The sequence below is a fragment of the Sodalis glossinidius str. 'morsitans' genome, from assembly GCF_000010085.1.
Classification (GTDB): domain Bacteria; phylum Pseudomonadota; class Gammaproteobacteria; order Enterobacterales; family Enterobacteriaceae; genus Sodalis; species Sodalis glossinidius.
Map to the genome: position 1 here is coordinate 386,868 of NC_007712.1, position 23,538 is coordinate 410,405.

Consider the following 23,538-nt stretch of genomic DNA (forward strand, 5'->3'; position numbering starts at 1 on the left):
GCGTCGCCACCCGGTTGTTCCGCCCCGTGAGGCGGTGCAACCCTAACAGGAGAAATGCATGCTTAAACGTTTATTCATGGTGGCGCTGCTGGCGATTGCGCCGCTGACACAGGCTGCCGATCAAAGCAATCCTTATCGTTTGATGAATGATGCGGCGAGCAAGACTTTCACTCGCCTGAAAAATGAACAGGGCAAAATTCATCAGGATCCCAACTACCTGCACACCGTGGTGCGGGAAGAGCTGCTTCCTTATGTGCAGGTGAAATACGCCGGCGCGCTGGTGCTGGGGCGCTATTATCGTGAGGCGACGCCGGCGCAGCGCGCCGCCTATTTCAAAGCGTTCCAGGACTATCTGGAGCAGGCTTACGGCCAGGCGCTGGCGCTTTACAGCAACCAGACCTACCAAATCGCGCCGGAAAAACCGCTCGGTGACGCCACGATTGTGGCTATTCGCGTGACGATTATCGATCAGGGTGGCCGGCCGCCGGTGCGCCTTGATTTTCAGTGGCGTAAAAACAGCGTCTCCGGCAACTGGCAGGCCTACGACATGATAGCCGAAGGGGTCAGTATGATTACCACCAAGCAAAACGAGTGGGCCTCCACGCTGCGCACCAAGGGCATCGATGGGCTGACGCAGCAATTGCAGGCCGCCGCCAGGACGCCGATTACCCTGGATAAGCAGCGTAATGGCTGAGGAATTGAGCTGGCATACGCAGGGGCAAACATTAATCCTGCACGGAGAGCTGGATCGCGACACGTTGCTGACGCTCTGGCAGCAACGGCAGCCATTGCTTGAAGGTATCCGGTTCCTGGATGTCTCCAACCTGAGGCGCGTCGATTCCGCCGGCGTGGCGCTCATGCTGCATTTTTACCATTATCAGCAGCAGCGGGGCGCTACGCTTGCGCTTACCGGCGTCACCGATAGGCTGCGCACGCTTATCGCGCTATACAAGCTGCAGGCGATCCTGCCCTGTACGACGACTGCGGACGCCTGATCCAGCACCCCCGGCGCCTTGCGCGCTTTGGTGACAGGGGGTAGCGTTACTCCGCCGGTGTCACCGGTACCGTTATGCTTGCCCCTGCTATTTTTTGGCGCATGTCGCGCCCGATGGCTTGACCTCGCGTCACGTCGCATTGCCGGTACCTTATCTGCCGTCATCATTAACTCTGGTGTTGCCGCGGCCGGAGCGACGTAAAGAATCACGGTTAATTGCTTTGCCTGTTCCCGAGCGCGGCGGATTCCTCTAAGATAGCGGTCTGATTCCCGACCCTGAAAAGAAAGACTTTATATGGAAACAAGTGAAATCAAAGCGGTTCTGATGAAAGCCCTGGCGCTGGACGAAGCCCACGTAAGGGGCGACGGCAGCCATTTTCAGGTTATTGCGGTCAGCGAGCAGTTCGCCGGCATGAGCCGGGTAAAAAAACAGCAGACGATATATGCGCCTCTGATGGAATATATTTCGGATAACCGCATCCACGCCTTATCGATCAAAGCCTACACCCCCGATGAGTGGCAGCGCGATCGCAAGCTGAACGGTTTTTAAATATTGACCCTGGCGGCCAACAGCCTTCCCTTGAACTACAGAGAGCAGTCGTAATGGATAAATTTTGTGTCCAGGGTCCTACCCGGTTAAGCGGCGAGGTCACCATTTCGGGCGCCAAAAATGCCGCGCTGCCGATTTTGTTCGCCGCGTTGCTGGCGGAAGAACCGGTGGAGATTCAAAACGTTCCAAAGTTAAAAGACATCGACACCACCATGAAACTGCTTGGCCAACTCGGCGCCAGAGTGGAACGGAATGGATCGGTGCATGTGGACGCCAGCGACGTTGACGTTTACTGCGCGCCCTATGAGCTGGTGAAAACCATGCGTGCGTCGATTTGGGCGTTGGGACCGCTGGTGGCGCGTTTCGGACAGGGGCAGGTCTCTTTGCCGGGCGGCTGCGCTATCGGCGCGCGTCCCGTGGATTTGCATATCAGCGGCCTGGAGCAGCTGGGCGCCACCATCAAGCTAGAGGAGGGTTACGTCAAAGCATCGGTGGACGGCCGTTTGCGCGGCGCGCATATTGTCATGGATAAAGTGAGCGTCGGTGCGACGATAACGATTATGAGCGCGGCGACACTGGCGACCGGCACCACCATCATCGAAAACGCCGCCCGCGAGCCGGAAATTGTCGACACCGCCAATTTCCTCATTACTCTTGGCGCGAAGATTAGCGGCGCCGGTACCGATAAAATTACCATCGAAGGGGTCGAACGGCTCGGCGGCGGTGTTTATCGCGTGTTGCCCGATCGCATCGAGACCGGCACATTTCTGGTGGCGGCGGCTATCTCCCGCGGTCGCGTGGTGTGTCATGCCACTCGCCCCGATACACTGGATGCCGTACTGGCCAAGTTGCGCGAAGCGGGCGCGGATATCGCCGTCGGCGACGATTGGATAAGCCTGGATATGCACGGTCAGCGGCCAAAGGCGGTTACGGTGCGTACCGCCCCGCATCCCGGTTTTCCCACCGATATGCAGGCGCAGTTCAGTCTGCTTAATCTGGTAGCCGACGGGACCGGCGTCATTACCGAGACCATCTTTGAAAACCGTTTCATGCACGTCCCCGAATTGATTCGGATGGGGGCACATGCGGAAATCGAAAGTAACACCGTTATCTGCCACGGCGTTGAGACGTTATCGGGGGCACAGGTGATGGCGACCGATTTGCGTGCCTCCGCCAGCCTGGTGCTGGCCGGCTGCATTGCCGAGGGCGTAACGGTGGTAGACCGCATTTATCATATCGATCGCGGTTATGACTGCATCGAGGAAAAATTGCGGCGTATGGGCGCCAATATCGAACGAATCCGTGGGGAATAAAGCCGCGCTCGCCGTTTTGCTCACGGGGGCGCGCGCTGCCTGCCACGCGGTCCTGTCGCGGCCGTAACAGCACGGTTGCGGACGCGGCAGATTAATTTGAAGCCGGGTACTCCTGAATGGTGACTTCCACCGTCAATTTCTTGCCGTTACGCAGGATCTCGACCGGTATGCGAGAGCCGGGACGAATTTCCGCCACCTGATCCATCGTTTCAATGGCGGAGATGGCCGGTTTGTGGTTGACGCTCAGGATGACATTCTCCACCTGAATGCCGGCTTGTGCCGCCGGTCCGCCGGGGGTCACTTCGTTGACGATGATGCCCTGAATGCGATCGAGGCCGCCGCCATTATGCATGGGCGCTACTTCACGGCCGCCGATACCGATATAACCGCGGATCACCCGGCCATCGCAAATCAATTTGTTCATCACCTTGGTGGCCAGCTCGGTAGGAATGGCAAAACCGATGCCTTCTGGAGTTTCGCCGTTGTTGCTCTTATCGAACGATAGGGTATTGATCCCTACCAGTTCGCCCAGCGTGTTAATCAGCGCGCCGCCGGAGTTGCCGTGATTGATGGACGCGTCAGTCTGCAGGAAATTTTGCCGCCCGGAGGGGCTAAGGCCGATGCGGCCGGTGGCGCTGATGATGCCTTGGGTTATGGTCTGTCCCAAATTGTAGGGATTACCGATGGCCATGACGACGTCGCCGATGTGAGGCTGCCGGTTGGGATTGATGGGAATCACCGGCAGGTTGCTGGCGTCGATTTTCAGCACCGCCAGATCGGTCAGGCTGTCCGAACCGACCAGCAGCGCTTCATAGACCCGGCCATCCTGTAGTGCGACGATGATCTGCTCGGCATCGTTGATGACATGTTTGTTGGTTAGCAGGTAGCCTTTTTGATTCATAATCACGCCAGAGCCCAGCGTGCGGATTTCCAGCTGATTGTGGGCGCTGCTGTTCATGCTGCGGTTATAGACATAGACCACCGCCGGCGCGGCGCGGCGCACCCCCTGGTTGTAACTGACGGGCTGTTCGCTATCGCTATTATCGGCGGGGTGCAATAACTGGCCGGTCGTGGAGCGAAGCGTAGGCACCAGTACCAGCAACAGGGCTGCGACAATGAAACCGATTATCACGGCACGAAGCAACTTTAGGAGCATGGGACTCGCAGGGATAGTGGAAAATAGCGGCAGGATAGCACGAGTTAAACGGACACCGCAGCGCCGGCGTCCGTTTTTTAAATGCTTAGCGCAATAACAGGTAAATATCCGCGTCACCGCGCACGATGTTCAGCGCCATGACCGCCGGTTTGGCCTCCAGCACTTTACGCAGCTGCGCGACGCTTTGTACCCGTTCGCGGTTCAAACCGACAATCACATCGCCCTTTTGCAGACCGATTGCGGCGGCGGGGGAGTCTTTCACCACTTCCTCCACCTGAACGCCCTTGGTGCCATTTTTCAGTTGGCCATTGCTGAGGGAAGCCCCTTGTAGCGCCTGGGTGAGGATCTCTTCGCTTGTGGTGGCGGATGCGTTGTCATCCAGGACCACCGAGGCCGTTTGCACTTTGCCGTTGCGCAGCAGGCCAAGCTTGACGGTTTTACCGGGTGCGGTAGTACCGACCTTCACCCGCAGTTCGGCGAAACTCTGAATCGGTTTGCCTTCCACCGAAACAATGATATCGCCGGCTTTGATACCGGCTTTGGCGGCGGCGGAATTCGGCAGCACTTCGCTGACGAAGGCGCCACTCTGAGCATCGATATTGAAGGCTTTGGCAATATCGGCGGTCAGCTCGGTGCCTTTGATACCCAATTGACCGCGTTTGACTTCGCCATATTCAATTAATTGCTGACTCAAGTTTTTGACGATATTGCTGGGGATAGCGAAGCCGATACCGATGTTACCACCCCCCGGTGCCAGAATGGCGGTATTGATACCAATCAGCTCGCCGTTAAGATTGACCAGCGCGCCGCCGGAATTGCCGCGGTTAATGGACGCATCGGTCTGGATGAAGTTTTCCAGGCCTTCCAGATTGAGGCCGCTGCGGCCCAGAGCGGAAACAATACCGGACGTGGCGGTCTGGCCGAGACCGAACGGATTGCCTACCGCGACGGCAAAATCGCCGACTTTCAGCGTATCGGAGTCGGCCATGGTCACCTCGCTGAGGTTTTTCGGCGCAGGCAATTGCAATAGCGCCAGATCGGTCTGCTCATCGTGCCCCACCAGCTTGGCATCGAATTCACGGCCGTCATTAAGCTGCACTTTAATCTTGTCTGCGCCGTTGACCACGTGATTATTGGTAATTACATAGCCTTTTGCGGCGTTGATGATGACCCCTGAACCCAACCCTTCAAACGGGCGCGATCCACCGTTACCGCCCGGGGTGTCGGGCCCGAAGAAATATTTGAACTCCTTGGGTAGTGCGGGACGTCGGACCGGTTGGGAGCCTTCGACGTGAACGCTTACTACCGCTGGCAGAACTTTAGTCAGCATGGGCGCCAGGCTTGGCATGGATTGCCCCGCCACTTCGGCCGGCAGCGCCGCCTGCGGCGCCGAAAAAGGAATCAGGCTCAGCCCGATGCTGAGTGCCAGTGCGCTGAAGAGTGGTGTCGTTTTCATTGTAACCTTAACTCGCTCGTTTTCGTATCAGATACCCTGGTCCAGGCATCCGGTGATGGCATCATAATCGCCATTATGACCCTGCCGGGAGGGGAAAAGTTCAGCCTGTGGGCGAGCCGATGCCGGCGCAGCCACGGGGCGGGACGTTATTTGCGCAAGCCGCTGGCGCTTTCCGGATAATCCCGCGGCTGCATTTCCGCCGGAATTTGGTCGTTGTCTGCTTCCGCTTCGGTGAGGCGATAGCGGAACGGATTATCTTCGCTGCGCTGGTTCGGCAGCAGACTATTGGAACTCTTGGCCATATGCTGATAGAGCTGACGGTAATCGTTGGCCATGTTGTCCAGCAGTTCTGCACTGCGGGCGAAATGGCTGGTCAACTCTTCGCGATACTTGTCCAGCTCGGCTTTGCTTTTTTCCAATTCGTGCTTAAGCGTTTGCTGCTGACACAGCTTACGGTTACCGAAACGCATGGCGACCGCACCGATAATCATGCCCACTACTAATCCGATCAGCGCATATTCCCAGGCCATAATGACTCCTATTTTTGACTTCGTTGTCCCGTAGGGTTTAATACACAGTTAGCTTCACTATAACCGGTAACGCGCCATCAGTGGAACCGGAGAATGTGACGACGGGTTACCAGCCGAGGCGCCGGGCTATTGTGTTCGGCCGCGCCGCTGTTTAGGATGTGCGGCAAGCGTTTTTTTAACCTTTCATTTTCATTCAGGGAACGTCAGCCACATGCAAGCCACTTCGCCGTTATCCCTTTATCAGCAGATGCTGGCGCAAGGGGAATATCAGCCAGATGACGTCCAGGCAGCCGCCATCGCCCGTCTGGACCAAATTCACCAGCAGTTGAGCGCGGCGCAAACCGCCGCTAGCGCCCCATCGGGCCTGCTCGGCCGGCTGGGCAAAAAATGGCTGGGCAAAAGCGAGCGCGCAACCGACGAACCGGTCCCGGGTTTATATATGTGGGGCGGGGTGGGCAGAGGCAAGACCTGGCTGATGGATTTATTTTACCGCAGCCTGCCCGGCGAGCGTAAACTGCGGCTGCATTTCCACCGCTTCATGCTGCGGGTGCATGAGGAGATGACGCGCCTGCAGGGCCACCAGGATCCGCTGGAGATCATTGCCGACGGCTTCAAGGCTGAGACCGACGTACTCTGTTTCGACGAATTCTTCGTGACCGATATTACCGACGCGATGCTGCTTGGCACGCTGATGCAGGCGCTGTTTGCGCGCGGGATTACGCTTGTGGCGACCTCGAACATTCCGCCGGATGATCTTTACCGCAACGGTCTGCAGCGCGCGCGCTTTCTGCCGGCTATCGAATTAATAAAACTCCACTGCGCAGTCATGAATGTGGATGCCGGCATTGATTACCGCCTGCGCACCCTGACGCAGGCCAATTTGTGGCTCCACCTCGGCAACGAGACCGACCGGGCGATGGCGCAGATGTTCAGCGCTCTGGCGGGGAGACACCTCGCCCTGGACGGCGATGCGCCGGCCCTGGAAATCAATCATCGCCCGTTGCCGACATTAGGCGTGACCGATGGCGTGGTGGCGTTGGATTTCGCCGAGTTATGCGGCGGTGCGCGCAGCCAAAACGACTATATTGTTCTCTCAGAACACTTTCACAGCGTTCTGCTGCATAATGTGCAGCCGATGGGCGGCGATCAGGAGAATACCGCCCGCCGCTTTTTGGCGCTGGTGGATGAGTTTTACGAACGGCACGTCAAGCTGGTGGTCGGCGCCAGCGTGCCGATGTCGGCGTTGTATCAGGGACAGCTGCTGCGCTTCGAGTATCAGCGCTGCCTGTCGCGTTTGCAGGAAATGCAGAGCGAGGAGTACCTCAGACTGGCGCATCAGCCTTGATGACGTAAAAAAGGGTCGATCTTTGCCGACGACTTCTTCTATAATCTTGCGACCCCACGTTACATTGAGGTTTTTTCCCAAAACTTCAATTGCGCCAGCAACTGCTACTCGAAGGGGTAGGTTTGCTGGACTGAAAGCCGTGTGAGCCTCATAACTGTTCATTGAAGCGTTTGGGTGTTCACCAACGTGTAACTTAAATTGGGTAAGCTTTTAATGAAAACTTTTACAGCAAAGCCGGAAACGGTCAAACGTGACTGGTATGTTGTCGACGCCGAAGGAAAAACCCTTGGCCGTCTTGCTACCGAACTGGCTCGTCGTCTGCGCGGCAAGCATAAAGCGGAATATACGCCGCATGTGGATACCGGTGATTATCTTATCGTTCTGAACGCTGACAAAGTGGCCGTTACCGGCAACAAGCGTAACGACAAGATTTACTATCACTACACCGGCCACGTCGGTGGTATCAAACAAGCGACCTTTGAAGAGATGATTGCCCGCCGCCCTGAGCGTGTGATTGAAATCGCGGTTAAAGGCATGCTGCCAAAAGGCCCGCTGGGTCGTGCTATGTTCCGTAAACTGAAAGTTTACGCCGGTACCGAGCACAACCACGCGGCACAGCAACCGCAAGTTCTGGACATTTAATCGGGATTATAGGCAATGGCTGAAAATCAATATTACGGCACTGGTCGCCGCAAAAGCTCTTCCGCTCGCGTCTTCGTTAAGGCCGGCAGCGGCAACATCGTTATTAACCAGCGTAGTCTGGATCAGTACTTCGGTCGTGAAACCGCCCGCATGGTGGTTCGTCAGCCGCTGGAACTGGTCGACATGGTGGGCAAACTGGACCTGTACATCACCGTTAAGGGTGGCGGCATCTCCGGTCAGGCAGGCGCTATTCGCCACGGTATTACCCGTGCGCTGATGGAATATGACGAAACGCTGCGCGCGGATCTGCGCAAAGCCGGTTTCGTTACCCGTGACGCCCGTCAGGTTGAACGTAAGAAAGTCGGTCTGCGTAAAGCACGCCGTCGTCCGCAGTTCTCCAAACGTTAATTCCCGCAGTTTTCACTGCAGCGAAAAGCCCGGACCCGTCCGGGCTTTTTTATTTATCGCGTCCTGACCCACCTGCAATATCAACCACAGCCCAGTTATTCACGCTGATTTGCCATATCGTGCCCCACAAAACAGGCAAAATCTGATAAACTAGCCAACGCTTATATGCCTGTTTACTTGGCTGGCGTTTTGTTTACCGGTTGCAAGCTTTCCGGCTCCGGTTGCAGCGGGCAAAGTGGGCTACGGGTCAACGGCGGACAAATCAGGAAAATAACCCTGGGTTAGGGTTATTCGCGGTATTTTCTCAATAAACTTGGAGGTTTTCATGGCTGTCGCTGCCAACAAACGTTCGGTGATGACGCTGTTTTCCGGCACGACCGACATTTTCAGCCATCAAGTGCGCATCGTGCTGGCGGAAAAAGGGGTGAGTGTCGAAATTGAGCAGGTTGAGATGGATAATCTGCCGCAGGACCTGATTGACCTTAACCCTTACTGCACTGTGCCGACGCTGGTCGATCGCGAACTGACGCTTTACGAATCCCGCATTATCATGGAATACCTGGATGAACGGTTCCCGCATCCGCCGTTGATGCCGGTATATCCGGTAGCACGTGGCACCAGCCGCCTGATGATGCACCGCATCGAGAACGATTGGTATACGCTGATGCGCAAAATCGAGCAAAGCAGCGGCAGCGAAGCGGACAACGCTCGTCGGCAGCTCCGTGAGGAACTGCTGGCCGTGGCGCCGGTATTTAATGAAGCGCCTTTCTTCATGAGCGAAGAGTTCAGCCTGGTGGATTGCTACCTGGCGCCGCTGCTGTGGCGTTTACCGCAGCTGGGTATTGAACTGGCCGGCGTGTGCGCCAAAGAGCTGAAAGGGTATATGACGCGCGTATTTGAACGCGATTCCTTCCTGGCCTCGCTGACCGAAGCCGAGCGCGAAATGCGCCTGCAGACGCGGGGGTAATGGGATGAAGGTGACTCAGCTTTCGCCGCGCCGGCCATACCTGCTGCAGGCTTTTTATGAATGGTTGCTTGATAATCAGCTGACGCCGCATCTGGTGGTGGATGTCACCGTGGATGGCGTGATGGTGCCGATGGAATTTGCCTGTGACGGGCAAATCGTGCTGAATATCGCACCGCGCGCCGTGGCGAATCTGACGCTGGACAACGACGACGTGCAGTTCAATGCCCGCTTTGGCGGTGTACCGCAGCAAGTGGTAGTGCCGATGGCGGCCGTACTGGCAATCTATGCCCGTGAAAACGGTGCCGGTACTATGTTTGAGCCTGAGGTGGCCTACGAGCAGCTGACGCTAGCGGACGATGACAGTGCTGAAGAGCCGGCAACGGAAACCGTCATGTCGGTGATCGATGTCGACTGGCCGGATAATGCGCAGGCTGACGATCCCGAGGACAAGCCGCCTTCGCCGCCGCGCGGCGGTGGCCGGCCATCATTGCGCGTGGTGAAGTAAGCACCCGCGGTGCCGGGGCGGCTTTTTTCTCGACTTAACGCAGAGGAGAGCGTTTACACTTCCAGAAAATTCATGATGCCTTCCGCCGCTTTCAGCGATAGCGGTGACCACCAGATCGGAGCCGAGTACCGCGTCACCGCCGGAGAAGATGTTTGGATTGCTGGTCTGGAAGGCGGCCGCGCCGTCTTCCGGTGCTATTATCCGGCCCTGACCGTCCAGCTCGACGCTGAAATCAGCCAGCCAGCTCATTGCGTGCGGGCGGAGGCCGAAGGCAACGACCACCGCATCGGCGTCAACAATATGCTCGGAGCGCCTGCGACGATTTCCGCGCGGCGATGGCCATGGGCATCCGGTGCGCCCATGGCGGTACGCACCATCTTCACGCCGCAGACCCGGCCATCGGCGCCCACTTCGATGTAGATTGAACATGAATTCCCCCCCTTCCTCGCGCGAGTTCTTCACTTCCCGGCGCGAACTCGGCATGTTTTCCTCATCGCGGCGATAGGCGCAGATAACCCGGCTGGCGCCGTGGCGAATCGAGGTGCGGACACAGTCCATAGCGGTATCGCTGCCGCCCAGCACCACCACGCGCTTGCCGCTCATGTTCACGTAGGGCGCGTCGGCGGGGTTACCAAAGCCCATCAGCTCGCGGGTATTGGACCAGAAACGGCAAGGCGTCGTATACGCCGGGAGCGTCCTCGTTATCCAGCCCGCCGCGCATGGATTGATAGGTGCCGACGCCCAGAAAGACCGCATCGTATTCCCCCAGCAAATCGCTGAGCTGCACATCTCTACCGATTTCGGTATTCAGACGGAACTCGATGCCCATATCGCTGAAGATTTCGCGGCGCTTTATCATCACCTCTTTCTCAAGCTTAAAGGCGGGGATACCGAAAGTCAGCAGACCGCCAATTTCCGGATGACGGTCAAAGACAACCAGCCTGCACGCCGTTGCGCGCCAGAACATCAGCACAGGCCAGTCCCGCGGCACCGGCGCCGACAATCGCCACCCGCTTGCCGGTGGGAACGACGTTGGCGACGCTCGGTTTCCAGCCCATCTAGATGGCTTTATCGTTAATATAACGCTCGATATTACCGATGGTGACGGCGCCGAATTCATCGTTCAGCGTGCAGGAGCCCTCGCACAGGCGGTCCTGCGGGCAAACCCGGTCGCACACTTCCGGCAGACTGTTGGTCTGGTGGGACAGTTCGGCCGCTTCGATAATCCGTCCCTCGTTGGCAAGCTTCAGCCAATTGGGAATGTAGTTATGTACCGGACATTTCCATTTATAGTAAGGGTTGCCGCAGGAGAGACAGCGGTCCGCCTGCGCTTTGGACTGCAAGTCAGAGAACGGCTCGTAGATTTCCACAAATTCAATTTTACGTACCTTCAGCGGCTTTTTCGGCGGATCCACACTCTGCAGGTCAATAAATTGATAAAAATTTTGACTCATCATTAACCTCTTACTGCGCTTGCACGCGCAATTCTGCCGCGAAGCGGCGGCTGCGGTGGCCCCACAACGCTTTCACATCGCTCGATTTTGGTTTCACCAGCGCTTGCTGCGTCTCCACCAGACCCAATTCCCAGGGCGAGCCGGCGATGGTGATCAAATCCGCATAGGCTTTGGCCACGCCTGTGGCGATGGTACCGACGCCGGGTTCGGACACCAGCTTGACCGAAATGAGCGCCTTGGCATTGACCTGTTTGAGATCGAATATCAGCTGCGCCAGATCTTCTATCGAGTAGATATCGTGGTGCGGCGGCGGAGAAATCAGCGTGACGCCGGGTACCGAATAATGCAGGCGCGCGATGTAGGGGGTGACTTTATCACCCGGTAGCTGGCCGCCTTAGCCGGGCTTGGCGCCCTGCGCCACTTTAATCTGAATGACGTCGGCATTGACCAGATAAGCTGGCGTCACGCCGAAGCGGCCGGAAGCCACCTGTTTGATCCGCGACACCTTATCGGTACGGTAACGGGCAGGATCTTCACTGCCCTCGCCGGAGTTGGAGAAGCCGCCCAGCCCGTTCATTGCCTGTGCCAGCGACTCATAGGCCTCCGGGCTGAGTGCGCCGATGGACATGGCGGCGGTATCGAATCACTTATACAGATGCTCCGCCGGCTCTACCTGATCCAGCGCGACCGCCTGGCCGTTGGGTTTTAACTCTAGCAGATCCCGCAGCGTCGCGACTGGGTGCTGATTGACCAGATCGGTATACTGGCTGATAGTCCCGCCTATCGCCGCTGCGCACCGCCTGTTGCAGGGTGCTCACGACATCGGGATTATAGGCGTGGTATTCGCCGCCGTGGACATATTTAAGCAGCCCGCCCTGATCGAGCGCTTTGCGTTTCAGCCAGGCCCGTTTCGACAGGTTTAGTAAATCAAGCTCGAAATCGCTAAAGCTGGCGCCGCCGATACGGCTGACCACGCCCTGGAAGCACAGATCTGTCAGATCGCGGTGTAGGCCGACCGCCTCGAAAAGCTTCGAGCAACGGTATGAAGCGACGGTCGAAATGCCCATTTTGGACATAATCTTGTACAGCCCCTTATTGATGCCGTTGCGGAAATTCAGCATCACCGCGCGGTAATCTTTATCGGTGGTGCCGTTATCCACCATGCCGGCCAGATTTTCATAAGCCAGGAACGGATAAATCGCGGGTGCTGGCCGTTTCAACGATCAGGTTGGCATCGCAGCGCAGGTTTTTTTCAACCAGGTTGGTATGGATGGCGCCCACCGCCACCGCCATCGGCGCCGGAACCGGTATGCGGTCCGGTGCGATAGCCCGGTCGGTCAGCACCAGCAGTACCGTGCCCTGGCGCACCATTTCTTCGGCGCGATCGCACAAGCTCAGCAAGGTGTCATGCAGACTCGCCTGCGCCGGCTCAAAGGTGATATCCAGTTTATTGAGCGGTAATGATCGCCGGCCTGAGTGGTGAGCTAGGTAAAGTCGGAATACAGTAATATCGGCGATTTGAAGGCCAACCGGTATGCCTGGCCTTCCGCTTCGCTGAAGACATTCATTTCGCGACCGATGCAGGTGGCCAACGACATCACGTGGGCCTCGCGCAGCGAATCGATAGGCGGGTTGGTCACCTGGGCGAACTGCTGGAGGAAATAGTCATAGATGACCCGCGGCCGGCTGGAGAGCACGGCAAACGGTGTATCGTCGCCGATTGACCCGGTAGCTTCCTGACCGTTTTCCCCCAGCACGTGGACGATGGCATCAAGCTCTTAAAAGGTATAGCCAAACTGTTTTTGATAGCTGCCAAGCAGATCATTATCCAGCGCGCGGAATCCGATCTGGTCGTCCGGCAGATCCTCGAACGGCGTCAGGCGGCGCACATTGCGCTCCATCCACTCTTTGTATGGGTGGCGGCTTTTCATATCGTTATCGGTTTCCGCCGAATGCAGAATGCGCCCGCTGGTGGTGTCTATCACCATCAATTCCCTGGGCCCGATGCGGCCTTTTTCCACCACTTCGTCCGGCTGGACCGTCCCAAGGCTCCATATGCATCGAGTTAAAATCGAAGAAAGCGCGCAGCTCCGGATCCATGTTGGGGTTGTTCTGCCAGGCGGGCGGCACCAGCAGGTGCATGGCGCGGATGAGATCCATCCCGCCGCTTAAAAACAGTTCAGCATATTATCCAGCGAGCTGGAATCCGAGCCGGTTTCATTGATAAACGGCGCGGCATCCTGCAAATCGGGGATCAACGGCGTTTTCAGTTTGTAGGCGCGCGCGCCTATTGCCGTTACCGGTAATGGTATTGATTTCGCTGTTATGGGCCAGATAGCGGAACGGCTGGGCCAGCGGCCAGCGCGGGACGGTATTGGTCGAAAAGCGCCGGTGGAACAGGCAAATAGCCGATTCCAGACGTAAGTCCGCCAAATCAAGGTAAAAGCGCGGTAGGTCTGCCGGCATGCAGAGCCCTTTATAAACGATCACCAAATTAGACAGGCTGCAAACATAAAAGCTGTCGTCGGTGACACGCTTTTCAATACGGCGGCGTGCCACATACAGGCTACGCTCCATATCGCGCGGACGCCAGCCGGCGGGAGCGTTGACAAAAATTTGTTCGATGCGCGGCAGCGAAGAGAGCGCGATATCGCCCAGCACGTCAGCATTAATGGGGACTTCACGCCAGCCGGCGATGGACAGCGTCTCGTTTTGCATCTCTTCTTCGACGATGCGGCGGCTGGCGCGGGCTTCTTCTTCGTCCTGACTCAGGAACATCATGCCAACGGCGTAATTTTTCGCCAGCCTCCCCAGCCGCGCTCCTGCGCCACCATACGATAGAAGCGATCGGGTTTTTGCAATAGCAACCCGCAGCCGTCGCCGGTCTTACCGTCGGCCAGGATCGCGCCACGATGCTGCCATGCGGGCCAGCGCATGAATGACGGTGCGTACGACTTTATGGCTGGGCTCGCCCTCAATGTGGGCAATCAGGCCGAAGCCACAGTTGTCATTCTCGTGCGTAGTATCGTACAACATATCGTGAACCTCCCCAGGCTCCAGCTAACTCACACAACCTGCTGCGAGGAGGCGAATCGGTATGAACGGCAGCGGATGGCAGGATGAAACCATCTCTGCGCTTTGCTGTCCCGCTCTCACTCAATACCTTTCGTGGCGGTCAGACACTGATAAACGACTAGTATTAAGAAGGAGTCTTCGATAACTGCATAAATATGACGAGTCGTTGCCCCGTCAGGATGTCTTCCAGCGGCCTTCCAAATTAACGATAATCACCACGCAGGTCAAATATCCATGTAAAGGGCGGTGATAAGGGAAATTTATGAATTAAATTTTTGATAAATAATAATAAATTATGCTTTTTACTCCCTCGTAAGAGAGGTGGAAGGGGGCTGGGTGATGCGCTGTCTCACTGTAGTGCAGCGTCACCATCTCTGCACCATGCTAGTGCGGCGCATTTTTACAGCATGATATTCTGTTATTGCCATTTTCTCCGACGCATGGCACTGTTTTTCAGGATTAGTGCGCATTTGAATGAATCATGGGGGCGGAATAAGAATTATTAATCCAGGGTAAACTGATTTAATTCTCTATTAAAATGCGTAATTATGAATAAGTTGCGGGTTGGGCAGGGTCATTGATCTCGGTCAGCGTTTGACGGCGGGGAAAAGCGTAAGCTGCGGGGTGATAGAAATACCGGATCTCCAGACTATGTAGTTACACCAATTAGTCAATATGTTTGGCAATGATCTTCAGCGCCGCTACGGCGAGAAGATCCATAAACTCAGCCTGCACGGCGGGTTTAGCTGCCCCAACTGCGACGGCACGTGGGGACGCGGAGGCTGCACCTTTTGCAATGTCGCGGCGTTCAGCGATCCAGCGAGGCAGTATTTTTCTGTCGTGACGGCCAGATAGCAGGGGTCGATCGCGCCAAACGCTATCTGGCCTACTTCCAGACCTATACCAGTACTTATGCAGAAGTGCAGCTATTGGACTGTCTTTATCGACAGGCGCTCAGCCACACCCACATTGCCGGCTTATGCGTGGGAACCCGCCCGGATTGCGTGCCAGCTTCAGTGCTGGCTCTGTTGGCAGGCTACCGCGATAGGGGGGTATGAAATCTGGCTGGAGCTGGGGTTACAGAGTGCACAGGATAAAACCCTGCGGCGTATCAATCGCGGCCATGATTATGCCTGTTATCAACATACACATTGCCAAGGCGCGGGAGCGTGGACTGAACGTTTGCACTCACCTTATTATCGGTTTGCCCGGCGAAGATGCGACGGCATGCCTCGACACCCTTCATCAGGTTGTGGCGCAAGGGGTGTCGGGCCTGAAACTGCATCCGCTGCATTTCCATCGGGTATCCGCCAATGCTCGCCGTCCCGTCAATACGGCGCCAAAGCCTCTGCAAACGTGATGCCATACCGAGCGCTCAAGCATGAATTAACACCACGTCAATACTGTGTGGCCTTGCCTGAAAAATACCGCTTATGACCCTGCGCCCTTGTCTAAGCAGACGTGGTACCAGGACCCGGCGCCAAGTTCCAAAAGAACCCGCCTTTTTCCGTTGCACGATCCCGGCCCCGGGAACGGGTGCGCCAGCGCCGACGGCGGCGCACCCGGACTGGTTCAGTAGGAAATATTTACGGTATGATTTATCTATTGTCCTAAAAGGAATCTCTCATGAAGCAAATTCGTCTGCTGGCCCAATATTACGTCGACCTGATGGTGAAGCTTGGTCTGGTGCGCTTCTCCCTACTGCTGGCCTCGGCGCTGGTGGTACTGGCAATGATCGTGCAGATGGTGGTCACCATGGTGCTCAGAGGCGAAGTGAAAAGTATCGATGTGGTACGCTCAATTTTCTTCGGCCTATTAATCACCCCGTGGGCGGTCTATTTTCTGTCGGTGGTGGTGGAGCAGCTTGAGGCGTCACGCCAGCGGCTGTCGCGCCTGGTGGATAAGCTGGAGGAAATGCGTAACCGCGATTTGCAGCTAAACGCCCAATTGCAAAATAATATCGCCCAGCTTAACCAGGAGATGGCTGACCGGGAAAAAGCCGAAGAGGCGCGGCGCCGGGCAATGGAAAAACTGACGGAGGAAATGGCACGGCGTGAACAGGCTCAGATTGAGCTTGAGCAACAATCTTCGCTGTTGCGCTCCTTCCTCGATGCGTCGCCGGATTTGGTGTATTACCGTAATGAAAACAAAGAGTTTTCCGGTTGCAACCGCGCCACAGAACTGTTGACCGGCAAAAGCGAAAAACAGCTGGTGGGGCTGACGCCGCGCGATGTTTACTCGCCGGAGATCGCCGAAAAAGTTATCGAAACCGATGAAAAGGTGTTTCGCCATAATGTTTCGCTCACCTATGAGCAATGGCTGGAATACCCTGATGGGCGCAAGGCCTGTTTTGAGCTGCGTAAAGTGCCGTTTTACGATCGCATTGGCAAGCGACACGGTCTGATGGGTTTTTGCCGCGATATTACCGAGCGTAAGCGCTATCAGGACGCGTTGGAGAGCGCCAGCCGGGAGAAAACCACCTTTATCTCTACCATCAGCCATGAGCTGCGTACGCCGCTTAACGGCATCGTAGGTTTAAGCCGTATCTTGCTCGATACCCAACTGACGGAAGAGCAACACAACTACCTCAAAACCATTCATGTCAGCGCGGTGACCCTAGGCTATATCTTCAACGACATTATCGAAATGGATAAGTTGGAGCGCCGTAAGGTACGGCTGGATAATCAGCCGCTGGACTTCACCGACTTCCTGATGGATTTGAAAAACCTGTCCGGCCTGCTGGTGCAGCCGAAGGGGCTGAAGCTGGTAATGGCGCCGCGCCAGCCGCTACCCCGCAGTATCATCGCCGACGGCACCCGCCTGCGGCAAATCTTGTGGAACCTTATCGGCAATGCCGTGAAATTTACCCGTCAGGGCGAAATTGTCATCCGTATCTGGCGTGAACAAGCCGACCATTTATGCTTTGACGTACAGGATTCCGGTATCGGCATTCCCGACGAGGAACAAGAGAAAATTTTCGCCATGTACTACCAGGTGAAGGGACAACATGGAGGCAAACCAGCGACCGGTACCGGGATCGGGCTGGCGGTATCCAAGCGGCTGGCGCAGGCCATGGACGGCGATATCACTGTCAAAAGCCATCCTGGCCAGGGTTCCTGTTTCACGCTAACGATTGTGGCGCCGGAAGTGGCGCAGGTGCAGGCGCATACCGAGGACGAGGAGGAGATGCCGCTGCCGGCGCTGAATGTATTGCTGGTGGAGGATATTGAACTCAACGTACTGGTGGCCTGCTCCGTATTGGAAAAACTCGGCAGCAGCGTGGAGGTCGCGATGACCGGAAAGGACGCGCTGGCAATGTTCGATCCCGACGAATTCGATCTGGTGCTGTTGGATATCCAATTGCCGGATATGACCGGTCTGGATATCGCCAGTCAGCTCAAGCGCCGTTATCAGGGACGGCAGATGCCGCCGCTTATCGCCCTGACCGCCAATGTGCTAAAGGATAAGCGGGAGTATCTGGCGGCCGGCATGGACGATGTGCTGAGTAAGCCGCTGGAGGTCGCGGCGCTCATCCAGGTAATAAAGACATTCTGGGACCCTGCCGACAGCGCCGGCGTCGAGGCGCCGGCCGTACAGAGCGCCGTAGACAAAAGCCGGCAGGTCCTGGACACTACCATGCTGGAACAGTACATGGAATTGGTGGGACCGTCGCTGATTCATCAAAGTCTGGCGATGTTTGAAAAAATGATGCCCGGCTATCTGGCAATCCTGGACTCCAACATGACCGCCCGCGATCAGCAGGGGATCGCGGAAGAGGGGCACAAAATCAAGGGCGCGGCAGGGTCGGTGGGCTTACGCCATTTGCAGCAGTTGGCGCAGCAGATCCAAAGCCCCGAATTGCCGGCCTGGTGGGATAACGTTCAGGAGTGGATTGACGAGTTGAAGCAGGAATGGCGTGATAATGTGCAAACATTGCGTGATTGGGTTCAACAGGCAGAAAAAAATGACCCCGACTTATGCTGCCGGGGTGCGCGAAGATTGCGCCAACACCAGGGAAACTGTATATCGTCGTCATTACTTAACGGCGGTTGAGGGACGGGGAAAAGACGTCCAGCATTCATGAATAAACCATAGCAAAACAAGAGAATAATGTTACAAAATCCATTAAAATTTGGGATGTAATACAGATTTTGTCAATGGAAATAACAAGTTCATCTACCAGACAGAAGGATTGTAGCCAATGAAACGGATCGGTGTCGTGCTGAGCGGCTGTGGCGTCAATGACGGCAGTGAAATCCAGGAGGCTGTGCTGACGCTGCTGGCCATCGATCGCACGGGGTTGGATGCGGTCTGTTTTGCGACCGACAAACCACAGTTGCAGGTCGTCAATCACTTAAGCGGCGAGCAGACCGACGAACGGCGCAATGTGCTGGTGGAAGCGGCGCGGATCGCCCGCGGCCAAATCCAGCCGTTAGCGGCGGCCAGCGCCGAAGATCTCGATGCGCTCATTGTCCCTGGCGGCTTCGGTGTTGCAAAAAACCTCAGCAATCTGGCGCAAACAGGCGCCGACTGTGAAGTGGATGCCGAGCTGGCGCAACTGGTGCAGGCCCTGCATTTGCAGCGTAAACCTTTGGGTTTTATCTGTATCGCGCCGGCGTTATTGCCCAAAATACTCGCTGTTCCGTTACGGTTAACGCTGGGCACCGATGTTGACGCCGCCGAGATGGTGGACACCATGGGGGCTATCCCCATGTGACGTGTCCGGTGGACGACATTGTTATCGATGGCGATAACAACATCATTACGACGCCGGCCTATATGCAGGAAACCTCCATCGCCGAGGTGGCCAAAGGGATTGATAAGCTCGTGGCGCGCGTGCTGGAATTTATCCCATGAAGCGCTGCAGCAGCCATCCGTTCCTGCTGCGGCGCCTCTGGCGCTGGCTATTGCGGGGTTGCTTGGCCTTGATGGCTCTGTAGCTGTTGGCGATAGTGCTATTTGCTTTCGTACCGGTGCCGTTCACCGCCGTCAGGCGGAGCGGCAGACCACTGGCTTAGCGGCGTTTCACTATGTCGCCCATTCGCGCTGGGTGCCGATGCGGTCGATTGCGCCGCCGATGGCGTTAGCGGTGATGGCGGCCGAAGATCAGAAATTTTCCCGCCACTGGGGGTTTGATATCACCGGTATTCGCGATGTGCTCAATCACAATGCGTGCAGCCGGCATATCCGTGGGGCGTCAACCCTGTCACAGCAGACGGCAAAAAATCTGCTGCTGTGGGATGGGCGCAGCTGGCTGCGTAAAGGGCTGGAAACCGGGCTGACGCTCGGGATTGAAGCGGTATGGACCAAGCGCCGCATCCTGACCGTTTATTTGAATATCGCAGAGTTCGGCGAGGGCATTTTCGGTGTAGAGGCCAGCGGCGCAGGGGTATTTTCTTAAACCCGCCAGCCGGCTGACCGCCGAAGAGGCGGCCTTGCTGGCGTCGGTGCTGCCCAACCCGCTGAGTTTGAGCGCCGACGCGCCCAGCGCCTATGTCCGCCAGCGGCAGCGCTTGATCCTGCGCCAGATGCTGCAAATGGGCGGTGATGCCTATCTGGTGCAGAACGGTCTGCGCTAAACCGCGGCTACTGCAAGTAGGTGAAGGCAGTGGTGACGTGTTTCACGCCGTTCACTTTACTGGCCATTTCCGCCGCGGCTTTGCCTTCGGCATTGGTCACGAGCCCCAACAGGAAGACTTCGCCGTTCTCGGTGGTCACTTTCACGTTAGACGACTTGACCGCGTCGCTGGCCAGCAGCTGCGAACGGATTTTGGTGGTGATCCAGGTATCCATGGACGCGCGTCCGAGCGATACCGGCTGCCCCTGGCGGATTTCGTTATACACTTCAGTCGCGCCGTCGACGCTCATCGCAATCTGCTTGGCGCGTTCGGCAAGCTCGGGGGTCGGCGCCTGACCGGTTAGCAGGACTTTGCCCTGATAGGCGGTATTGATGATGCGCGCGTCTTTCTTCAACTGCTGATCTTTGGCCAACGCGTTGGCAACCCGTGCCTCAAGGGTGCCGTCATCGAGTTGTGTACCAACGGTGCGGGGATCGGTGGCGGTTTTGGTGGCGACCGCGGCGGTGCCGACTACCACCGCGCCGACGCATCCTTGCAGCATCAGGGCTGTGCACAGCAGGAGTAATGGCGTATGTACCTTCATCTGGGCTCCTTAATCGTCCAGGTGGGGAAACAGCTTATTATCAACCAAATCACACAAACAATTCACGGTGAGCATATGCATCTCCTGGATCCGCGCGCTGCGATGGGACGGGATGCGGATTTCCACGTCTTGCTGACCCAGAAGGCCGGCCAATTCGCCGCCGTCGTAGCCCGTCAGGGCTATAATCTTCATGTCACGTGTGACGGCAGCTTCGACAGCTTTCACGATATCACGGCTGTTGCCGCGGGTGGAAATCGCCAGCAGGACATCGCCGGCCTGTCCGAGTGCGCGGACCTGCTTGGCGTAAATTTCGTCATGCTGGCGATCGTTGGCGATGGCGGTCAAGACGACGGTGTCCGCATTCAGCGCCATTGCCGGCAGGCTTGGGCGCTCGGCTTCAAAGCGATTCAGCATGCAGGCGGCGAAGTGCTGCGCGTTCGCGGCGGAGGTGCCGTTGCCGCAGCATAAGATTTTTTTATCGTCGAGCAGCGCCTGCGCCAGCACGTTGGTGGCATGGGCAATGGCGTCCGGCAGGGCCTCCGCCGCCGCAATCTGCGTTTGAATACTCTCGGTAAAACAGCCTTTTATTCTTTCCAGCACGTTTAACAACCTGATAAGTCAAAATGAATGGGGCGCCATTACGGTGCGCCGAAGGCGTCTTTCAGCCATTCAACCCGGCTTCCGGTAATGGCGATGATATCGAAACGGCAAGCGGCGGCATTTGCGCGGCGTGACACTTTCGGCGGCGGTGCCATAGCTGTCGCTGCGGCGGTAGCGGACTTCGACGAACACCCAGGTGAAACGATCTAACATGATCAAATCAATCTCGCCGCCGCGGATACGCATATTGGCGGCGACAAAACGCAGGCCGGCCTGCTCAAGGCGGCAGCGCGCGTACCGCTCCGCCTGTGCGCCACGTGAGCGGCCGCTTACTGCGCCGCTATCATTTGGCCACGCTGGTATTTCAGCCATGACAACGTCCTGTTGATCACGCAATCCGGCGTTGCCGACAGCGTGCCGGTTTCGCCCGCTACCTGGAAGCCCGGAATCTGCCGCATTTCGCTGAAGTGATTAGCCAGCGCCCAGGCATCTATGCCCATGGCGTATAGCCGCACCAGTGAATAATCGCCGCGGAACTGGGCACTGATCTGCGACAGCAGCGCCGGATGGGCGCCGGTCAGCAGCGGGATATCGCTGAATTCCAGCCCCTCCATTTCCAGACTGTAATCGGGCCCGGCATCGGCCTGATAGCTGCGCGAACTGGCATACAGCGCTAGCCGGGAGCGCGAACTGACGCGCATATCAATCATGGGCTTAATCAGCGCCAGTTCAACAGGGGTGGCGATGATATAAACCGCGTCGATAGCGCCGCCGGATGGCGAGACCGCGCCATTATCCTGCGGCACAGGGATGGTCAGGCCCGCGATGGTCACCGCTGCGCCAGCGGCCACCGGCGTGCCGGTCAACGAGATGCCGGAGCCGCTGTTAATGTTTTGTTTCAGCTCAGCGGAGGAGCCGAAGCGCTGTTCCAGTACCGTGGCGCCGCCTGCCTGATGCCAGGCGTCGGAAAACGCTTTCGCTATCCTATCGCCCAGAGCGCCACGCGGCAGCAGTAGCAGCGGTTGCTGCCGACCCTGCTGGTGGATGTGGTTGGCCGCATCGCGCGCCTCATCTTCCGGAGACAGGGCAAAATAACAGATGTTAGGCCGCGGCTGCAGGTGTTCAGGCTGATTAAGCGCCAGGATATTCAGCGTGCCGGCGGACGCGGCGACAGCATTATCGTTGTACAGCTGCTCAACGTCATTTTTCAGCAACGGACCGATTATCATGCTGGCGCCGTCCCGCTGCGCCTGCGCCAGCAGAGCTGGCAGCGGCTGGCTTGACGTATCATAAACCTTGACCGGTACGCCGCTGGCGGCGGAGGGCGCTGCCGACGGTTGGCCGCCGGCGCTCTGCCCGCTAAGGGTCGTTGCCTGGGGCGCATTGTCAGCGGCGGAGGCCTGCCCGTCGACGCCCGATGCAGCGGGGTCAGGACGGGTGCCGGGAGTGGTCACTGGTCCGTTCTGATTGGCGCTGCCGCCGGCCGGCTCTGTCCCCGCCGTACCGTCGTTCTGGGGAACGCCATCGGTGGACTGGCCTGCGGCGCTCGCGTCCTGCTCCAGCGCGCTTTGTTGAGTCGTCAGGCCGTTTTTAGCCGCCGAGAACCCTTGCTGAATCGCGTTGGAGAAAACCTGGGCCTGGCCGTTAAGCGGCAGCAGCAAAGCAATGCCCCCCACCGAGGACGAGGAATAGTTTTGCACCTGACTGAGCGGTGTAGGCAGAGTTTTCGCCGCCGGGTTTTGCGGATAGCGGGTCTGCCAGTCTTTGATGGCTGCCTGCAACAGCGTGGGATCCTGGCGATTGTCCTGGTATATGCGCAGCAGATCCAGCCAGCCCTGCAGTATGTTTTCATCGGCGTTAATCACCAGATTGCTCTGAGGGGACGGGAGCGATACCAGCGTTTGCCAGGTTTTATCGATATTTTGCTGGCGCGCCGCCGGATCGGTCAGCAACGGCGCTTGGGCTATATAGGCGCGCACCAGATCCAGCGAAGGCCGGCTTTGGCCGGCATTGATCATCGCTTGGGTATAGCGCAGACGCTGCGGTGCGTCGAGGGAGGCGCTGTCGATTTGCTGCAGGGCGGCAAGCTGCTGCTGCGCCTGTGGCAGGCGCCCTTCTTTGATCAGCGCGCGAATGGCGAGTAATTGGTAGTCGGTCTTGGTATCATTGCTACTTTGCTGCATCTGCTGCAAATAATAGTCGGCATTGGCGTTGGCCGGAATGGCCGCGTGGCCGGTTTGGCTTTCCGGACCCTGGGCGGTACAGGCGGCCAGAATCAACGAGGCCAGCACGACAGGAAGAAGACGTCCTGTTTTAAAAACCAATACATAAGAGTAAAGCATACTGTATCCAGTGATGTTTTTTTCAAGTTGCTCAATATT

Annotated in this window: 19 protein-coding genes and 8 pseudogenes; 13 read left to right on the top strand and 14 right to left on the bottom strand. The window is 57.2% G+C overall.

Annotated elements, in window-relative coordinates; genetic code table 11:
* The first annotated feature begins 58 nt into the window (after positions 1 to 58).
* From mlaC to murA, 4 genes are all read left to right on the top strand, one after another.
* Complete coding sequence (gene mlaC, locus SGP1_RS01955) at positions 59 to 694, top strand: phospholipid-binding protein MlaC (RefSeq protein WP_011410072.1); 636 nt, start codon at positions 59 to 61, stop codon at positions 692 to 694.
* Positions 687 to 995 (top strand): lipid asymmetry maintenance protein MlaB, encoded by a 309-nt coding sequence (gene mlaB, locus SGP1_RS01960; RefSeq protein ID WP_011410073.1) that lies wholly within the window; start codon positions 687 to 689, stop codon positions 993 to 995. Before mlaC ends, mlaB begins: the two co-directional genes overlap by 8 nt.
* A 294-nt stretch (positions 996 to 1,289) precedes the next feature.
* A complete protein-coding gene (ibaG, locus tag SGP1_RS01965; protein WP_011410074.1) occupies positions 1,290 to 1,544 on the top strand; it encodes a BolA family iron metabolism protein IbaG in 255 nt (84 codons plus the stop codon).
* Positions 1,545 to 1,597: 53 nt separating this feature from the next.
* Positions 1,598 to 2,857 (top strand): UDP-N-acetylglucosamine 1-carboxyvinyltransferase, encoded by a 1,260-nt coding sequence (murA, locus tag SGP1_RS01970; RefSeq protein ID WP_011410075.1) that lies wholly within the window; start codon positions 1,598 to 1,600, stop codon positions 2,855 to 2,857.
* Between the two features lie 91 nt (positions 2,858 to 2,948).
* On the opposite strand, the gene degS is transcribed toward murA, so the two are convergent.
* The 3 genes from degS to zapG form a co-directional block, all read right to left on the bottom strand.
* Complete coding sequence (gene degS, locus SGP1_RS01975) at positions 2,949 to 4,013, bottom strand: outer membrane-stress sensor serine endopeptidase DegS (protein ID WP_011410076.1); 1,065 nt, start codon at positions 4,011 to 4,013, stop codon at positions 2,949 to 2,951.
* 85 nt (positions 4,014 to 4,098) lie between these two features.
* Positions 4,099 to 5,469, bottom strand: coding sequence for a serine endoprotease DegQ (degQ, locus tag SGP1_RS01980; RefSeq protein WP_011410077.1), 1,371 nt, complete (start codon positions 5,467 to 5,469; stop codon positions 4,099 to 4,101).
* 146 nt (positions 5,470 to 5,615) lie between these two features.
* Positions 5,616 to 5,999 carry a Z-ring associated protein ZapG gene (gene zapG / locus SGP1_RS01985; RefSeq protein WP_011410078.1) on the bottom strand — a complete coding sequence of 128 codons (384 nt, stop codon included), beginning with the start codon at positions 5,997 to 5,999 and terminating at the stop codon, positions 5,616 to 5,618.
* Between the two features lie 211 nt (positions 6,000 to 6,210).
* Here zapG and zapE point away from each other — a divergent pair, with 211 nt between their 5' ends.
* The 5 genes from zapE to sspB all read left to right on the top strand — a co-directional run bounded on the left by zapE (position 6,211) and on the right by sspB (position 9,866).
* Positions 6,211 to 7,344: a cell division protein ZapE gene (gene zapE / locus SGP1_RS01990; protein WP_011410079.1), complete on the top strand. Its 1,134-nt coding sequence runs from the start codon at positions 6,211 to 6,213 to the stop codon at positions 7,342 to 7,344.
* Between the two features lie 213 nt (positions 7,345 to 7,557).
* Positions 7,558 to 7,986 (top strand): 50S ribosomal protein L13, encoded by a 429-nt coding sequence (gene rplM / locus SGP1_RS01995; protein ID WP_011410080.1) that lies wholly within the window; start codon positions 7,558 to 7,560, stop codon positions 7,984 to 7,986.
* 15 nt (positions 7,987 to 8,001) lie between these two features.
* The gene (gene rpsI, locus SGP1_RS02000) at positions 8,002 to 8,394 is read left to right on the top strand and encodes a 30S ribosomal protein S9 (protein WP_011410081.1); all 393 of its coding nucleotides are present in this window, start codon (positions 8,002 to 8,004) and stop codon (positions 8,392 to 8,394) included.
* A 325-nt stretch (positions 8,395 to 8,719) separates the two neighbouring features.
* Positions 8,720 to 9,361, top strand: coding sequence for a stringent starvation protein SspA (sspA, locus tag SGP1_RS02005; RefSeq protein WP_011410082.1), 642 nt, complete (start codon positions 8,720 to 8,722; stop codon positions 9,359 to 9,361).
* 4 nt (positions 9,362 to 9,365) lie between these two features.
* Entirely contained in the window at positions 9,366 to 9,866 is a 501-nt protein-coding gene (gene sspB, locus SGP1_RS02010; protein WP_011410083.1) for a ClpXP protease specificity-enhancing factor, read from the top strand.
* Positions 9,867 to 9,919: 53 nt separating this feature from the next.
* Here the strand turns inward: sspB and SGP1_RS02015 are convergent.
* The 7 genes and pseudogenes from SGP1_RS02015 to SGP1_RS36035 form a co-directional block, all read right to left on the bottom strand.
* Positions 9,920 to 11,320: pseudogene (locus SGP1_RS02015) on the bottom strand (FAD-dependent oxidoreductase).
* 10 nt (positions 11,321 to 11,330) lie between these two features.
* A pseudogene (locus tag SGP1_RS32465) lies at positions 11,331 to 11,948 on the bottom strand (glutamate synthase-related protein).
* 19 nt (positions 11,949 to 11,967) lie between these two features.
* A pseudogene (locus SGP1_RS32470) lies at positions 11,968 to 12,904 on the bottom strand (glutamate synthase central domain-containing protein).
* Positions 12,805 to 13,077 (bottom strand): glutamate synthase central domain-containing protein, encoded by a 273-nt coding sequence (locus tag SGP1_RS34885; RefSeq protein ID WP_279379430.1) that lies wholly within the window; start codon positions 13,075 to 13,077, stop codon positions 12,805 to 12,807. The pseudogene SGP1_RS32470 and the gene SGP1_RS34885 overlap by 100 nt, the downstream one beginning before the upstream one ends.
* 21 nt (positions 13,078 to 13,098) lie before the next feature.
* Positions 13,099 to 14,101, bottom strand: a pseudogene (locus tag SGP1_RS32475) (hypothetical protein).
* A complete protein-coding gene (locus SGP1_RS34890; protein ID WP_279379431.1) occupies positions 14,098 to 14,256 on the bottom strand; it encodes a hypothetical protein in 159 nt (52 codons plus the stop codon). The pseudogene SGP1_RS32475 and the gene SGP1_RS34890 overlap by 4 nt, the downstream one beginning before the upstream one ends.
* Entirely contained in the window at positions 14,207 to 14,356 is a 150-nt protein-coding gene (locus SGP1_RS36035) for a hypothetical protein (RefSeq protein ID WP_424141133.1), read from the bottom strand. The genes SGP1_RS34890 and SGP1_RS36035 overlap by 50 nt, the downstream gene beginning before the upstream one ends.
* Before the next feature lie 714 nt (positions 14,357 to 15,070).
* Here SGP1_RS36035 and SGP1_RS02030 point away from each other — a divergent pair.
* The 4 genes and pseudogenes from SGP1_RS02030 to mtgA all read left to right on the top strand — a co-directional run.
* Positions 15,071 to 15,737, top strand: a pseudogene (locus SGP1_RS02030) (TIGR01212 family radical SAM protein); the annotation flags it as partial.
* 284 nt (positions 15,738 to 16,021) lie between these two features.
* The gene (gene arcB / locus SGP1_RS02035; RefSeq protein WP_011410084.1) at positions 16,022 to 18,448 is read left to right on the top strand and encodes an aerobic respiration two-component sensor histidine kinase ArcB; all 2,427 of its coding nucleotides are present in this window, start codon (positions 16,022 to 16,024) and stop codon (positions 18,446 to 18,448) included.
* Positions 18,449 to 18,596: 148 nt separating this feature from the next.
* Positions 18,597 to 19,252, top strand: a pseudogene (elbB, locus tag SGP1_RS02040) (isoprenoid biosynthesis glyoxalase ElbB).
* A gap of 83 nt (positions 19,253 to 19,335) precedes the next feature.
* Positions 19,336 to 19,974, top strand: a pseudogene (gene mtgA / locus SGP1_RS02045) (monofunctional biosynthetic peptidoglycan transglycosylase).
* 7 nt (positions 19,975 to 19,981) lie between these two features.
* Here the strand turns inward: mtgA and dolP are convergent.
* From dolP to SGP1_RS02065, 4 genes and pseudogenes are all read right to left on the bottom strand, one after another.
* Positions 19,982 to 20,557: a division/outer membrane stress-associated lipid-binding lipoprotein gene (gene dolP / locus SGP1_RS02050; RefSeq protein WP_011410087.1), complete on the bottom strand. Its 576-nt coding sequence runs from the start codon at positions 20,555 to 20,557 to the stop codon at positions 19,982 to 19,984.
* 9 nt (positions 20,558 to 20,566) lie between these two features.
* Complete coding sequence (diaA, locus tag SGP1_RS02055) at positions 20,567 to 21,157, bottom strand: DnaA initiator-associating protein DiaA (RefSeq protein ID WP_011410088.1); 591 nt, start codon at positions 21,155 to 21,157, stop codon at positions 20,567 to 20,569.
* Between the two features lie 38 nt (positions 21,158 to 21,195).
* A pseudogene (locus SGP1_RS02060) lies at positions 21,196 to 21,529 on the bottom strand (YraN family protein).
* Positions 21,487 to 23,499 (bottom strand): penicillin-binding protein activator, encoded by a 2,013-nt coding sequence (locus SGP1_RS02065; protein ID WP_041867331.1) that lies wholly within the window; start codon positions 23,497 to 23,499, stop codon positions 21,487 to 21,489. The pseudogene SGP1_RS02060 and the gene SGP1_RS02065 overlap by 43 nt, the downstream one beginning before the upstream one ends.
* Positions 23,500 to 23,538: the final 39 nt, after the last annotated feature.

Bases quoted from the DNA above. Each gene is read 5' to 3' on its own strand.
- sspA (WP_011410082.1), top strand. From the start codon at position 8,720: ATGGCTGTCGCTGCCAACAAACGTTCGGTGATGACGCTGTTTTCCGGC.
- zapG (WP_011410078.1), bottom strand. From the start codon at position 5,999: ATGGCCTGGGAATATGCGCTGATCGGATTAGTAGTGGGCATGATTATC.
- sspB (WP_011410083.1), top strand. From the start codon at position 9,366: ATGAAGGTGACTCAGCTTTCGCCGCGCCGGCCATACCTGCTGCAGGCT.
- mlaB (WP_011410073.1), top strand. From the start codon at position 687: ATGGCTGAGGAATTGAGCTGGCATACGCAGGGGCAAACATTAATCCTG.
- mlaC (WP_011410072.1), top strand. From the start codon at position 59: ATGCTTAAACGTTTATTCATGGTGGCGCTGCTGGCGATTGCGCCGCTG.
- zapE (WP_011410079.1), top strand. From the start codon at position 6,211: ATGCAAGCCACTTCGCCGTTATCCCTTTATCAGCAGATGCTGGCGCAA.
- degS (WP_011410076.1), bottom strand. From the start codon at position 4,013: ATGCTCCTAAAGTTGCTTCGTGCCGTGATAATCGGTTTCATTGTCGCA.
- dolP (WP_011410087.1), bottom strand. From the start codon at position 20,557: ATGAAGGTACATACGCCATTACTCCTGCTGTGCACAGCCCTGATGCTG.
- SGP1_RS02065 (WP_041867331.1), bottom strand. From the start codon at position 23,499: ATGCTTTACTCTTATGTATTGGTTTTTAAAACAGGACGTCTTCTTCCT.
- SGP1_RS36035 (WP_424141133.1), bottom strand. From the start codon at position 14,356: ATGTTGTACGATACTACGCACGAGAATGACAACTGTGGCTTCGGCCTG.
- rpsI (WP_011410081.1), top strand. From the start codon at position 8,002: ATGGCTGAAAATCAATATTACGGCACTGGTCGCCGCAAAAGCTCTTCC.
- arcB (WP_011410084.1), top strand. From the start codon at position 16,022: ATGAAGCAAATTCGTCTGCTGGCCCAATATTACGTCGACCTGATGGTG.
- murA (WP_011410075.1), top strand. From the start codon at position 1,598: ATGGATAAATTTTGTGTCCAGGGTCCTACCCGGTTAAGCGGCGAGGTC.
- degQ (WP_011410077.1), bottom strand. From the start codon at position 5,469: ATGAAAACGACACCACTCTTCAGCGCACTGGCACTCAGCATCGGGCTG.
- SGP1_RS34890 (WP_279379431.1), bottom strand. From the start codon at position 14,256: ATGCGCTGGCCCGCATGGCAGCATCGTGGCGCGATCCTGGCCGACGGT.
- ibaG (WP_011410074.1), top strand. From the start codon at position 1,290: ATGGAAACAAGTGAAATCAAAGCGGTTCTGATGAAAGCCCTGGCGCTG.
- rplM (WP_011410080.1), top strand. From the start codon at position 7,558: ATGAAAACTTTTACAGCAAAGCCGGAAACGGTCAAACGTGACTGGTAT.